Raw genomic sequence first — 13842 nt, forward strand, 5'->3', positions numbered from 1 at the left:
GTCAGGCTCCTGCTATAACGATTCGACGATCAATGATGGACCCGTAGCGAAGGGGGGAGATCATGCGCGTGCGGTTCAGAAGCGAAGAGGGAGTGGGCGACATGGGATTGAAGGCGCCGGGGATCATCACATTCATGCTCTCCGTCATCCTGACGGTCATTGTCCTGACGTCCAAATTTTTCGGAGCCGATATTCCCGGACTTACCGGCAACGAGTCCTGGGCACTCCTTGCCTCCTATGCGATCCTCATGCTCGGATGCATGGTTCGTGGGATGTGATGAATAGGTTCGTCTTGTTGCAGTGCAACCAGATAAACTCCATCGATCTGAGTTCAATTAGTCTAAGCAATGTGCGCTCCTGTCGCGCGGCAACCCGCGGTATGGAGCTGTGCTGGACTGCTGACTATCGATGAGAAATGCCGAACGAAATGCCTCAGACTTTTGCGCGACGGGCGCGCCATTCTTCCAAAGCCATCGTGACGGCGATCGTGTTGACGCTTGCGGCGTTAATAGCGCTCACCATCGCGGCTCGCGATAATGGCCCGAAGAGCGTGAAAACTTTCGGGCCCGTTACGAGCGCGCCTGTCGGCGTCGAGTCAGGTTTGCTGCCGGTGATCCACCGCTAGGCGTGGCACCAGCGGTTCAGCCCGCACCAGCCCGCGAACTGAATTTCCGAGATAGATTTCGGCTGCACCATTCAAGTCTTGAATGGTCAAACGAGCTTCCGCAGCGCGTCCCTCGTCGATGAGAGCTGCCCTCAATGTTCCGGGCAACACCCCTGCTGCCAGACGCGGCGTTAATAGCTTGCCGCCGCGCGAGATAAAAATCGACGTCCTGCTCCCCTCGGCAAGCTCGCCGGCCTCGTTGAGATAGATCACCTCGTCGGCCCCAAGCGTATCCGCGTAGTGCTTCCATTCGCGGTCGTAAAGCTCGCGTCGCGTCGTTTTGTGATAGAGAAACAGGTCGGAGCTGTTGAGCCGACTGTCCGACACCACATAGCGCATGATGGCGTCGTCTGCCGTCGGCGGTTGTGGGGTCGCCGTAACGGTAACGACACCATCTTCATCGAGCAGCAAACGGACACGCAACCTCTCGTCCCTTTGGGTCGAAGTTACCGCTTCGATCGCATCGCGAACCTTGCTCGCATCGAATACGAAACCGAAATAGGCCGCTGACGCTGCAAGCCGGGCCAAATGGTAGCTGCGCAGCCAAATGCCCTTCCCCGACTCATAAAGCATCGTTTCGATCAGTTCGAAACGGCGCACCGGATCGGTCAGGAACTTCATCTTGAGCAGGCATTCGGCATATTCTTTAGCACCGTCGGAGTCCGCGACGATACCGGAGCCGATCCCCATCTCGCCCACCCCGCGGCGATCGATGACCGTCGTGCGAATGGCAACATTGAAGAGCGCGGTGCCATCGGGTGAAAACCGCCCGATGGCACCACAATAGACGCCGCGCGGCTCCGTCTCGAGCTCGCGGATCAATTCCATGGCGCGGATCTTCGGCGCCCCCGTGATCGAACCAGGCGGAAAGATCGCCTTCAGAATATCGACGATGCCGATGCAGGGTTTCAGCTCGGCCCGGACACCCGACGTCATCTGGTGCAAGGTCTTGAACGTTTCGACGGTGAAGAGGTCGGTGACACTCACCGAGCCAGGATCGGCGATGCGACCCAGATCGTTGCGCATCAAGTCCACGATCATCAGGTTCTCGGCACGATTTTTAACATCCTTTGAAAGGGCGGCGCGAACTTCCGAGTCCGCCTCGAGCGTTCCTGCGCGGGGCGCAGTTCCTTTCATCGGCCGCGTCTCAATAACCCGACCGTTCTGTTTGATGAACAATTCCGGCGAAGCCGAAAGGATGGTCACGTCCCCCGTATCGACGAGTCCTGCGTAGGCGACGCGTTGTTTCAGACGCAGATCGCGATAGAGGGCGAGCGGGGAACCCTGAAGGTTGAACTTTGCCTTGAAGGTCAGATTGAGCTGGTAGATGTCACCGCTCTTGATGTTGTTCTGAACTTGCTCGAAGCGCTTGAGATATGAGGCGCTATCCCAGCTATGCGCAAGCTCGCCGAGCGTCGGGTTGCCAATGGCTTCCTCGTTCAGCCACTCCTGCACCTCGGAGCCCATCATCTCCCGCGGCGCCTTATAGAGACCGAACCAAAGGAGCGGCATTTTGCGCCGCTCGGGAAGAAGCGACGCAAGTCTTGGCTCGAGTAAATAGCCGAGCTCGTAGGAGAAAAAGCCGGCGGCGTGGAGCCGGCGCGAAATTCCCGACGTCAATGCAGCAAGCGCGGCATCGACATCTTCAGGACCGTCGGCGCGGATGATTTCAGCCGGATGCTCGAACAGCTCCGACACGGCATCGAGAGACGTACTGTTATCGAGCAGTACGAAGCCCTCAGCGAGCGCCGGCATCTTATGAGGTGTCGAGGTCGCTTGCGCTTCGGCGCCGGACGTCGATGGGAAAATGCTTCCGAAAGAGCGGGATGTCATCGGTAAATTCTAACGCGGCCGGTCCAGGATTGCCACTTAAACGGCCACTTTGCAAAATCTGCTGGAGAACGACTGCCGGCGTCCGCGCATCTTAAATGCGCGAGTCACGCTTCCCCTGCGCCGATCGGTCCACCTGCAGAAAATCCGTCACATGGGGTTCCCACGCCGCGTTTTTGTGCTATAGGCGCGGTCGGGCCGCTCGGTGACGAGCGGCCTTACTTATCCGGATGGCGTGCCTGAAATTCAGCTCGCCCATTGGTGACGCGGGGTGGAGCAGCCCGGTAGCTCGTCAGGCTCATAACCTGAAGGTCGTTGGTTCAAATCCAGCCCCCGCAACCAATCTAATAAGCCAGTAAAATAAGCAATTTTCGAACAACGCTCTCGAGCGCGGCGCCCGCCTGAAAGACGCCGGGGTATACTGGTGGGTACCAAGCGTGCGAAATTTTCGCAGCCGCCCGGTTATCTCCCGTGTGCGCTTGAATCGCGAAATCATCGCAAGTTGCACAGACGGTATTGGCGCAATGGCTAGCAGCGTCGGAGAGCGGGCAGTTTCATTTGATGCTCCCGTAGCGCCTCAGTTCGAAATTTTCGCGGATTGACACCCGGTCGCCCCGGACTCGGTGCTACACTTAGCGCCGGAGGCTGAGCATGAAGCCCTTCACAACCGTCACCGTTGTCCTCCTAATTTTGATAGCCCTTGCGCATGCGCTGCGGCTCTGGCTGGGCTGGGAGGTTACAGTTAATGGTATCACCATTCCCATGTGGGTGAGCGCGGTGGCCTTCATTGTTACTGCGGGGCTGGCGATAGGGCTCTGGCGCGAAAGGCGGTAGAGTTCGGTTGGAATCGCCGTTTCAATCTCCACCGGTTTCAAATTTAGACACGACCGACGCTCCGAGCACCCCGGCGAATTCTGCCATTCTGTAAAGGTCCTGGCAGGGTCGTCGGGGATTGTCTCGTTAGCCGCAAATTCTTTAGTAGCCTCGACCCCTATCCCAATCGCCGTATCCCCGACCGCGGCCGTCCCAATCACCATGGCGGCGCCAGCTGTCGCCATACCAGCCGTGACGGCGATGCCACCAACCGCGACCACGCCAACCATCCCCGTCCCAATAGCGACGGTGATGACGGCGCCACCAATACGGACGATCGTCCCAGTCAGCTTTTTGAACGGATTTCGACCAACCAATGTCGGACTTTCCGATGGTGATCGGGCTTGCGTTTGCGGACATTGACCCGAGCGCAACTAGGAGGCTCGCACCTGCGCACGCCAACAAAACGGATCGTTTCATGGGAACCCCATATCCAGCTGATGGCCTCATGCCTCAGCCTGTCAAGGCAAAGTATGCGAGCGCACCTGAACTATCGATGATGGGGAAGTTCATATGGAGTTCATGCATTCGTAACGCAGCGAATGAATTGCGGCCTACCAGAGCATCTTCGGCGTTGACCCTCAAAAAGAAAAAGGTCGGGAAGCACGAACTTCCCGACCTCCAATTAGACTCGACAGTTACGCCTGGCGATTAGCAGCCACGATGACGTAAGCACCGCCGGAAACCCGGCCCGCCCCAACCCCAACGGTCGGCGCAAATGCGTCGCGCGCGGTAGCAATAGCCGCCGCCATATCCGCCGTCATAGTCGTCGTAAATCCAAATACCGCCGCGCCAGTGTCCGCGTCGGTGGTGGCCTATTCTTCCGCCGCCATCGTGGTTACGCATTCGTACACTGCCGCCTTGATCGCGGTCGGGTCGTATTCTGTCGCCGCCGCCGTCATGGCGCATCCTAGCGCTACCTCCGCTACCTCCGCTACCTCCGCCGCCGCCCCCGCCGCCCCCGCCTTCGTCATGCATTTTCGCACCCCCACTAGCACTACCGCCACCTCCGCCTTGCTGGCTCTCAGCTCCGCCTCCCGCTTTGCCTTTGCCGTACTCCTGAGCGTGCAACGTCGCGACGCCGAGCGTGAGGCTCGCTGCAAGCGCGAACAGTCCAACTGAAATCTTTTGCATTGTTTCCTCCATCTACGTTTTCGGCCTAATCAGGTCGCTGCTTGATAAACGCGCGAGATACAGCCCGGGACGCAGGCGGAGGTTCCCTTATTTTTTACGGCGGCATTTTTAAGAGCTGATGCCAGAGAATAGAGCTACATTACTTTATCAATCTCGGTTTCTGGCGAGCGAAGATGAATATCTGTTCACTGAAGAGATGGGGTTGTACGACGCCAACCGCGATGCCATCCACCGTGCCAACGTCGCTAGCAGGTCTTTTGCACGACAGATTGATTGGAAACTCCGCTAGGTACAGCCGGTGACGCCATTGACGGCGTCGCTACCTTTAAGCTGATACCCTGGGCTTGTGTGAATTTGTGCCAGTTTCCGTCTGCTCGCAATCTTCTCGTGAAACCGCGCTTTGCGAGGAAGACAAAAATGAGCGGCGACAGCATCCTAAGAGTGATAATTGACAGCTCGGGTGCGCGGACAGGCGCGGCGCAATTCAACGCAGCCGTCCGATCGATGAGCACTAGCTCTGCGGTCACTGCGCGCAGCGTCTTGCTTCTCGTTGGTTTTTCGAGCAGCGCTCGTGAGAGGGCAGAACGGCTTCGCGCGGTCCGGGGGTACCAGTGGGGTACCAACCATGCGCAAATTTTGGGCCTGCTTTGATCGTTGCGTCTGAAAATGAAGCCCGCGACGCTCGCAATGATACATGCTTAGGAAATGCCGGTCCGCAGGGTCGGCAGGGTATGGTCGCGACTTTGCTTGAAGCTACTCAGAAAATTCTGACGTTGATTCTTGTGTTCTTTATTGGCGCTTCAATTCGGCGACGATTGCTTATTCGCTAGCGAGTTGTGCGTCTCGATCCGCACCGCGTTTTGGTCCGCCCCGACTTGGTAAGAGACGATAACAACTACCGACTGCCTGCAATCAACTTCACGCCGACCATTAAGGCTAAGCATGCCACCGCCGCCGTCCCCAGAGCAGCGAGTGAATTGGTGGCTGCATAAACTCCGGCAATGCAGCTCAGTAGACCTGCTGCAACTAGACTAATAATCCCGAAAACTAAAAATGCTTTCACGCGATCCCCCGCCGTACGAGCTGAATTGGATACGAAGGGATTGTGCGGAAGTGATAACCACACCTGGGCGAAACCGCGATCTTCAGGCTGAATAAAATGGGCATGTTCAAACGAACATCGTCTGCTGTGATAAGAGGCGAACGCAATAGGTTCGCCCCTTATCGAATGAAATTGGGCTCTTGAGGTCTATTTCTTACCTTTGGAGACACTATTGCCAGGCGCAAACCCAGATGCACCGGGTTCGGCGGCGTGGCCCGGAGGCGTACCGCTTGTATTGCTGTCCTGCATCTCATGGCCTGGAGAAAAGCTCGACGCGCCGTGGTCACCTGCCACCGGACCGCCAGATGTTTGCATCTCATGGCCGGGCGAGTTGGTCGATGTTCCAAGGCTGTGGGATTTGCTACCCGCGAATGCAGAGGTCGCCATCGCAAATCCGAATACGACGCCTGCTGTGCAAACTGCGATCTTGAACGTGCTCATGTCTTAAAACTCCGTTGGCTTCGTCCGTTGCAGCACGTTGCGCCCAACGATGGCACTGCGACTGCAAGGTGGCGCTGCATTTGAGAGCTGGCTGGGTCAGAAATATGTCTGAGTGCTGACCAGTTTGTTATGCTCGCGGGGTGCGCTGGACATTAGGTGGCGATTTTAGGGGGCGGAGCTGCAGATCAATAGGATTGATCAAATATCATTGCTGATTTCGCTTCGATGTTCAGTGCTCGGATTTAAGTTATCGCTCCTTGCCACTCCGCCTCGGTCTGTCTTCCGGCTCCCGTTTTGGGGCTAAGTGAATTTGCGCCGTCTCCTATCTGATCGCACTCTTCTCGTGAAACCGCGCTTTGCGAGGAAGACAAAAATGAGCAGCGACGGCATTCTCAGGGTAATCAACAGCGCTGGCACACGGGCAAGCGCGGGCGCAGTTCAACGCCGCCGTCCGATCAATGAGCACCAGCTGAGGACAAATTGCTTGAAGTCAGGTCAGAAGCGGAAGCCATCCTGGGCTTGTGCGACCAAGACCTCACAAAATTATTCTTCGAACAGACGATGCGTCGAAATCTGTCGCGGACGGTGAGGCGCCTTGACCTTCTTATCGAGGCTGGAAGCGAAGAGGATCGGGCGCTCGGTGAAAAAGCGTTGAGTCGGTTGGGTTTCCTTCCGGGGGAATAACCACGGTGCGATCGATGCGCCTGGAAGACGAAATTATAACTTCGCCTTTGAGCCGGGCGATGGATATTCGGGGACGGCACGTCGTCATCAGAGTTTTCAAGGGGGCATTTTTCGAGGATGAGTGGTTCTTCGAGCTCATCGAGGATCAGTATTCCTTCAACGTGTCGGAGACTGGCTTCCCATCTGACCGCGATGCCCTCGACGCAGCTCTGCGCTGCATTCTTGCGTCGATCTGATTTCGGACAGGTGATGTGAAGCGAACTAAGAAAGCCGCGGCCGTTGAGCGAGAAATCAGGCTCGCACCGGAAACCTTCGGTGCTCTTCGGAGTGAGGGTAACCGACGGCCTCCGAAGCCGAGAAAGATCGACTTGGCGGAAGGCGCCATGTCGAGGCAATGGATATCGGCGGCTAGCAAGAAGAGGCGGTCCTCGAGACTTGCCGAAGAGATCGCAAAGCTTGCAATCGCCCCTTGACCGCCACGCTACTATATTCTCGGTCACCCCATCGCAAGGCTTTGGCCAAACGATGGTGAGGCCGATCTTTTGCTAAAGAACGCCGAGCAAAGCTAGTTTCTCTGTGCTTGAATCGATTAGGGCTTGAGGCCAGCGAGTACGATCTGAACTTGGCAGCGCTTGCCGAGTTGGAGGAATTTCGCCGTTACGCAGACCTTGACCTTGGCGACTGTCGGGTTCGTGCCAATGCACAAACGACGGACGTCACTTTCACATGCCGCCCGCAACGCGGGAGTGACCTCTGGCGGCAGCTGATACTCGCCAGCCGACACTGCAGACGTCAGACACAATCCGGCGAACACGCTCGGCACTATTTTGAATACCATTGAAAACCCCTGTCACCCTTTTACTCGGGGTGCCCTTCCAACAAAAGGCGACAGTTTCAAGATGCCCAAGCGTCACGCGGAAGCTGGATACGTCCAGCTGTGTCATATGTGTCCCCCACATCGATCGCCGATCATATTGATTTCATTGGATGTCCAGTCACACTCACCAATAAAATTAATATTTTCCACAATCTTTTAGTTTTCAATTGCTCCCGTGCGATCCGGATGCGTCGAACCTCGATACAGCAGTGTAGATTGCGATGAAAATTTTCCGCTGGTGAATTTCCACACCATATGAGCCACCTCATTGCTATCGATCAGGGCACCACGTCGACGCGCGCGATTGTATTCGACGTAAAGCTTGAGCCAATCTCATCGGCGCAGAAAGAACTGAGGCAGATTTATCCGTCACCAGGATGGGTTGAGCACGACCCGGAGGAGATTTGGTCGGCAGTCGTCGCAACCGTGCGGGAAGCGATGTCAAAGGCCGGTATCGGCGCGAAAGATGTTGCCGGCATCGGGATTACGAATCAGCGCGAGACCACCGTTCTCTGGGATCGATCCACGGGTAAACCGATCCACAATGCGATTGTCTGGCAAGATCGGCGAACCGCAGATGCCTGCGCAGCATTGCGCGCCGCCGGGCTTGAGCCCGCGGTTAAGGAGAAAACTGGCCTCGTAATCGATCCTTATTTCGCCGCGAGCAAGATCGCCTGGCTACTCGACAACGTAAGCGGCGCTCGCTCAATGGCAGAGCGGGGCAGCCTCGCATTTGGCACAGTGGATTCGTTCTTGCTCTGGCGCCTCACGGGCGGAAAAATCCATGCAACGGACGCGACTAATGCGTCGCGAACGCTCCTGTTCAATATTGCGTGCGGCAAATGGGATGAAGAGCTGGCGACTCAGTTCGCAATCCCAATGGGAATACTGCCCGAGGTTCGAGATTGCGCGGCGAACTTTGGCGACACGTCGCCGGAACTTTTTGAAGGTTCAATCCGGATTTGCGGAATCGCTGGCGATCAGCAGGCGGCGACTATCGGTCAATGCTGCTTCACGCCGGGCATGATGAAGGCGACCTACGGCACCGGCTGCTTCCTGTTGCTTAACACGGGTGACGAGCTCGTGCGCTCGCATCATCGTCTGCTCAGCACCATCGCATACCAACTTGGCGGCCAACGGACGTACGCTCTGGAAGGAGCAATCTTCGTCGCCGGAGCCGCAGTGCAGTGGCTGCGCGACGGTCTGCACCTGATCTCCCGATCTTCCGACGCCGACGAGCTGGCGAAAAAAGCTGATCCCCGAGAGGAAGTCTATCTCGTGCCGGCATTCGTAGGGTTGGGTGCGCCTTATTGGGACGCTGAGGCACGCGGCGCACTGCTCGGCCTGACGCGCAATTCAGGACCAGCGGAAATCGCAAAGGCGGCGCTCGAAGCAGTTGGTTTTCAGACTCGCGACCTTTTGGAGGCGATGCATGCAGACTTGCCAACACCGACTGACACAGTGCTTCGTGTTGATGGTGGCATGACCGCGAGTGCGTTGGCCATGCAGTTTGTGGCCGACATCCTGAACGCGCCGGTTGATCGCCCGGTGGTAATGGAGACCACATCGCTCGGCGCGGCGTATCTTGCAGGCTATCAATCTGGCGTATGTGCGGATCTCGCCGGGTTTTCGGCAAGTTGGCAGTTGGATCGCCGCTTCGTGCCCGTAATGGATGCCGCTAGCCGCGCTCGCAAGTGGGCTGGTTGGCAAGCAGCCATTGCGCGGGTTCGAACGCGGTGCCCGCATTAGCTGGTTTTCAATCTAAAAGATGGGTTCGATTCCCGTAGCGAGCGCCAAGTCTTTTCAAGGTCTAGCTCTTCTGCTTCCGCCCATTCTGACCGTGCTTTGCGCTAGGTGGCAGAATCGTCCTCTACAGCCGACGGGAGATTGACCCGTAGCGACAGCTCTTGCGCGCTTTCCTTGCGCTCGCTGTAGCGGTCGACCAGATAGGTGGAACGGTCCCTCGTCAGCAGCGTGAACTTTACCAGTTCTTCCATTACGTCAACGACGCGGTCGTAATAAGGCGACCGCTTCATGCGGCCGTCCTCGTCGAATTCGTTGAAGGCTTTGGCCACCGAGGACTGGTTCGGGATGGTGATCATCCGCATCCAGCGGCCAAGGACGCGCATCTGATTGACGGCGTTGAACGACTGCGAGCCCCCGCTCACCTGCATCACCGCGAGTGTTTTGCCCTGCGTCGGGCGGATGGCTCCCGTCGAGAGAGGTATCCAATCGATTTGCGACTTCATCACGCCACTCATGGCGCCATGCCGCTCAGGTGAACACCATACCTGTCCCTCTGACCAAGCCACAAGTGTGCGAAGCTCCTGCACCTTCGGGTGCGTGTCAGGTGTGTCGTCCGGCAGCGGCAGCCCATGCGGATCGAAGATCTTGGTTTCGGCGCCGAAGTGCTCAAGCAGAAGCGCAGCCTCCATTGCCAGGAACCGGCTGTATGAGCGCGCACGAAGGGAACCATAAAGCAGCAGGATACGCGGCTTATGAGACGCGGTGGCGGCCAGCTTGTCGGCTGTCGGAATATGCAGATGATCGTGGACGACGTTGTGCAGGTCGCCCGCGCTGTTTTTGGTCATATCGTTTCCGTCATTCTGCAGGAATGGTTTCGGTTCGCGGTCGAAGTTCGGGACGAAACAACCATCCCGCAACCAGCATAGCAAGCGCCGCGCCCGTCAGTTGCGCGACGATGAAGGGCGCGACATCAGGCAACCGGATGCCTGCAAAGGTATCTGAGAAAGCCCGTGCGATGGTCACGGCCGGATTTGCGAACGACGTCGAGGCCGTGAACCAGTACGCAGCCGTGATGAAGAGTCCGACGTTGAGCGCGATCGCATCAGGCTTGACGTGTAGCGTCCCCATGATCGTTAGCAGCAGCCCGAACGTGGCGACACCTTCTGCCAGCCATTGGCCCGGGCCTGACCTCATTTTCGTTGCGAATTCGAGCATCGGAAGATCGAACATGACATGTGCGGCGACGACGCCGATCAGGCCGCCGCAAAGCTGGGCCACGACGTAGGCGAGGGCAAGGGGCGGGGTAATATCGCCGCGCAAGCAAAACACTCCTGACACGGCCGGATTGAAGTGAGCGCCGGAGACAGGCGCAAAAATCGAGATCAGCACAACAAGGATGGCGCCGGTCGGCAGCGTGTTCCCGAGCAGCGCGATCGCATCGTTTCCGGCGGAAAGCTTGGCCGCCATGATGCCGGAACCGATGATGGTCGCGAGAAGCAAAGCGGTTCCGGTGAACTCCGCCGCAATCCGCTGGGAGGCGCTATAGGGTGCCACTTTCAGGCGTTCTCGCGGGTCGCATCGGCTGTCGTCCGGCCGATGTCATCGAGGTGCCGCTGCAGCGTCAAGCTGTCGAGGGATTTGAGGGGAAGGCTGGTGAAAATGCTGATGCGGTTATTGAGCATTCGGTAAGTGTCCGCGAACGCAAGTGCGCGCTGGGTTTCATTGCCTTCGGCCGCGACGGGATCAGGAACGCCCCAGTGCGCGGTCATCGGCTGGCCCGGCCAAAACGGGCAGGCCTCATTGGCGGCGTTATCGCAAACCGTGAAGACAAAATCCATTTTGGGCGCGTCAGGGGCCGAGAATTCCTCCCATGACTTTGATCGGAGCGCAGCGGTATCGTAGTGGAGCTTGTTCAGCAGATTGATGGTCGAAGGATGCACCTGCCCCTTGGGCATGCTTCCGGCGCTGTAGCCTTTGAACTTGCCAGCGCCCACGCGGTTGATGATCGCCTCGGCGATGATCGAGCGGGCGGAATTGCCCGTGCAGAGAAAGAGGACATTGAAAGGTCGGTCGCCGGTCATTTCGTTTATCCCTTACACAACTTGCGCACTTTTTTGATCGCTGAACCACAAAGCTCCGGCTGCCCCTGGCAGCAATCCTCGGTGAGGAACGTCAGCACCTGACGCACCTTATCGAAATGCACGGCATAGCGGATGTAGCGCCCGACCCGCGTCGCGTGGATGAGGCCTGCACGGTCCAATTCCTTCAAGTGAAATGACGCGCCGGTCGGCGTCGCGCCGACAGCATCGGCGATCTCTCCGGCAGGCAGCCCAGAAGTCCCCTCCTTCACCAGAAGGCGGAAGATCGCGAGGCGCTGCTCATGGGCGAGCGCAGATAGGCAGGTAACGGCTTCGGTCGCTTGCATACGGCAATGATACAAGAATAATTGAATAATACAATAGCATCATAGCGAACCCCGCTTACCGCAAATGCTTTGCTCGCCGCGAGTGGGACACTCGTCAGCAGAACATATTGAAACGCTGTGAGAGAAATTTTTGTCCCACCCAACGACAAGCTACTGAAATCAAAGAACGGGCCTACTCCCGTAGGAAATGTCGCTCATTCCGAGATGACCTACGGAGCGTCGGTGATCATGATTGGAAGTGAGTGGAGCGACGATCATAAGAGCCCGAAATCAGCTGGCGGCAAGAACACGCAGACCGCTCATGTCCAAGAAGCCGACGCTGATCATTATCCACGTTAAGCGGACAGGGGGCGCCAACCGGGGGGGGACGGTTGGCGCCGGCCGGGCTCAGGCACCGGGGTGCAAGAGGGAAGAGCCCAGCATGTCGCTCGGAGGGACGAGCGAGCTTAATCAGTATACTGATTTGTTGTGTCGCTGTTGCGAACCTGATGCAGCCATTTGGAATAGAGTAAGTACATCCGACGCGTAACACATTCGGTGCAATTGGCCTTTGCAGCCCTTGCACGCTGCTCTCACGTTCAAGTTCGAAAATGTAACTCATCGCTATCCGACCGCTGTTCGATAGCGATGAGACACCTGATCCGATTTCAATTCTCCTTGACGATCATGGGCGGCTTCCACGTACCGTTCAAAATCGAGGGCGTGGTCTCCTTGGGCCAATACATCCTCAGCATCGGAATGAACGCACCCTTCGGCGCAGGCAGCCAATTCGCTTCCTTGTCGGGGCCCGGCGATTCAGTTTGGAAATAGAGGGTCAGCGATCCATCAGGATTATACTTCAGGTCATTGCGTGTACTGACGGTGAACTTATTCAGCTTGTTGGGAACAAACCACCAGCCTTGATCGATCATGTACATGGTGATCGACCAGAAGCCTTCGACCGGCGGTGTCTCGCCCTTGGCGAAAGCCAGCGTGTATTTGTTTGCGCCTGTAAGTTTCCGGCCGGTGCTGTCGACTTCGGTGTAGGGATAAACAGCGTCCTTCTCCTGGTTGGCGGGCCAGCCGTACGCCGCGACGACCGCGCGCTTCATGTAGTCGGTGCCGTAGGTACCAAGCCCTTTCGTCACCACCCATCCGTTGACGACGCCGCCGAGACTTTCCTTGTTGGCTTCGATCTTTTTTAGGGCGGTTTGCGGGATATCCTTCAGCGCCGCTTGCACCTGCGGATCGAGCTTGCTCATCTCGAATGGTTGGCCCGGAACGATGCCGATCTTCGCCATCTTATCCAACATCGGCTTATCGTCGGCGGCGGGCGGCGCGGCGCCACCCATCAGCTTCGCCATCATGTTGAAATAGCCTTCGGTGCCCATGGCGAGAATGACCGATTGTGGCTTGTCCGTCATGCTGAAACCTGGATCGGGATTCACCGGCGGGTCGACAGGCTTGTAGTCTTGGCCCCAGGAGGCAAGCGGAGTGATCTTGTACTGCGCCTGCAGCTTGTTGACGGCCTCATAATCCTTCTCCGTGCCATCGGCATAGGTACGGCCCAGGATCACCATGTAGCGGGTCTTCATTGGGATATGCGTCATGCCGGCCGGCACATCGCCTTTCCAATCGGGGCCGGTGAACAGGTAGTTCGCTGCTGCCCCCCCAACGGTGCGCTGGCTTGGTGAAGATTCGAGATCGTGCATCCATAGATCGGTGACCTCGAAGAGATAAAAGCGATTGCCCATATCCGGATGACTGAACACCTGCGGCTGCGAGAGGTCGAGCCAACCAAGAGAATAGAGCGTATCGGCATTTGGTGCGGAGACGCCGCGATAATCCGCTGGGGGATAGCGCGGAACATTGGCCAGCTGGTTCATCGGCGCGCGCATCGTCTCTGCCTTGTCTACGTTGGTGAACTGGACCCGCGTTACCTCGGTTGTGATGAGAGAATAGCCGTAGACATAGGCGTCCTCGGCGATCCGTCTTGCCTCAGCGGGAGTGAGCGACTGCGCACTCGCGGTTGTAGCCCCGGCACAAATCGTGGCCACTGCAAGTCCTCCAAGTCCAAGCAAAAGCGA

General features: G+C 57.5%; 14 protein-coding genes and 1 tRNA gene. 6 read left to right on the forward strand and 9 right to left on the reverse strand.

From position 1 onward, the window contains the following. The first annotated feature begins 62 nt into the window (after positions 1-62). Positions 63-278 (forward strand): hypothetical protein, encoded by a 216-nt coding sequence (locus tag HYPDE_RS14835; RefSeq protein ID WP_015599320.1) that lies wholly within the window; start codon positions 63-65, stop codon positions 276-278. A 149-nt stretch (positions 279-427) separates the two neighbouring features. Then, on the forward strand, positions 428-625 hold the full coding sequence (locus tag HYPDE_RS14840; RefSeq protein ID WP_144061281.1) for a hypothetical protein: 198 nt from the start codon (positions 428-430) through the stop codon (positions 623-625). Here HYPDE_RS14840 and pabB read toward each other — a convergent pair. Next, positions 596-2497, reverse strand: coding sequence for an aminodeoxychorismate synthase component I (gene pabB, locus HYPDE_RS14845; RefSeq protein WP_015599322.1), 1902 nt, complete (start codon positions 2495-2497; stop codon positions 596-598). The two genes, HYPDE_RS14840 and pabB, sit on opposite strands and share 30 nt — an antisense overlap. A 262-nt stretch (positions 2498-2759) precedes the next feature. Here pabB and HYPDE_RS14850 point away from each other — a divergent pair. Further along, positions 2760-2836, forward strand: a tRNA-Met gene (locus tag HYPDE_RS14850). A gap of 309 nt (positions 2837-3145) precedes the next feature. Further along, the gene (locus HYPDE_RS18855; protein WP_015599323.1) at positions 3146-3328 is read left to right on the forward strand and encodes a hypothetical protein; all 183 of its coding nucleotides are present in this window, start codon (positions 3146-3148) and stop codon (positions 3326-3328) included. A 690-nt stretch (positions 3329-4018) separates the two neighbouring features. On the opposite strand, the gene HYPDE_RS19170 is transcribed toward HYPDE_RS18855, so the two are convergent. Then, on the reverse strand, positions 4019-4501 hold the full coding sequence (locus tag HYPDE_RS19170; RefSeq protein ID WP_015599325.1) for a hypothetical protein: 483 nt from the start codon (positions 4499-4501) through the stop codon (positions 4019-4021). 1249 nt (positions 4502-5750) lie between these two features. Continuing rightward, positions 5751-6044: a hypothetical protein gene (locus HYPDE_RS14875; protein ID WP_041320549.1), complete on the reverse strand. Its 294-nt coding sequence runs from the start codon at positions 6042-6044 to the stop codon at positions 5751-5753. A 743-nt stretch (positions 6045-6787) separates the two neighbouring features. Here HYPDE_RS14875 and HYPDE_RS19410 point away from each other — a divergent pair. After that, complete coding sequence (locus HYPDE_RS19410) at positions 6788-6964, forward strand: hypothetical protein (RefSeq protein WP_187290836.1); 177 nt, start codon at positions 6788-6790, stop codon at positions 6962-6964. 353 nt (positions 6965-7317) lie between these two features. On the opposite strand, the gene HYPDE_RS14890 is transcribed toward HYPDE_RS19410, so the two are convergent. Continuing rightward, the gene (locus HYPDE_RS14890) at positions 7318-7566 is read right to left on the reverse strand and encodes a hypothetical protein (protein ID WP_144061282.1); all 249 of its coding nucleotides are present in this window, start codon (positions 7564-7566) and stop codon (positions 7318-7320) included. Positions 7567-7860: 294 nt separating this feature from the next. On the opposite strand from HYPDE_RS14890, the gene glpK reads away from it, so the two are divergent. Then, complete coding sequence (gene glpK, locus HYPDE_RS14895; RefSeq protein ID WP_015599332.1) at positions 7861-9354, forward strand: glycerol kinase GlpK; 1494 nt, start codon at positions 7861-7863, stop codon at positions 9352-9354. Between the two features lie 101 nt (positions 9355-9455). Here glpK and arsH read toward each other — a convergent pair whose 3' ends face one another. From arsH to HYPDE_RS14925, 5 genes are all read right to left on the reverse strand, one after another. Then, positions 9456-10196: an arsenical resistance protein ArsH gene (gene arsH, locus HYPDE_RS14900; protein ID WP_015599333.1), complete on the reverse strand. Its 741-nt coding sequence runs from the start codon at positions 10194-10196 to the stop codon at positions 9456-9458. Between the two features lie 10 nt (positions 10197-10206). Then, positions 10207-10905 (reverse strand): aquaporin, encoded by a 699-nt coding sequence (locus HYPDE_RS14905; protein ID WP_015599334.1) that lies wholly within the window; start codon positions 10903-10905, stop codon positions 10207-10209. A gap of 2 nt (positions 10906-10907) precedes the next feature. Beyond that, positions 10908-11432 (reverse strand): arsenate reductase ArsC, encoded by a 525-nt coding sequence (locus HYPDE_RS14910; RefSeq protein ID WP_015599335.1) that lies wholly within the window; start codon positions 11430-11432, stop codon positions 10908-10910. Positions 11433-11437: 5 nt separating this feature from the next. Then, a complete protein-coding gene (locus HYPDE_RS14915; RefSeq protein ID WP_015599336.1) occupies positions 11438-11776 on the reverse strand; it encodes an ArsR/SmtB family transcription factor in 339 nt (112 codons plus the stop codon). 647 nt (positions 11777-12423) lie between these two features. Beyond that, positions 12424-13812, reverse strand: coding sequence for a DUF1254 domain-containing protein (locus HYPDE_RS14925; protein ID WP_244437673.1), 1389 nt, complete (start codon positions 13810-13812; stop codon positions 12424-12426). Positions 13813-13842 lie beyond the last annotated feature (30 nt).

This window comes from Hyphomicrobium denitrificans 1NES1, assembly GCF_000230975.2.
GTDB classification, from domain to species: Bacteria; Pseudomonadota; Alphaproteobacteria; order Rhizobiales; family Hyphomicrobiaceae; genus Hyphomicrobium_B; species Hyphomicrobium_B denitrificans_A.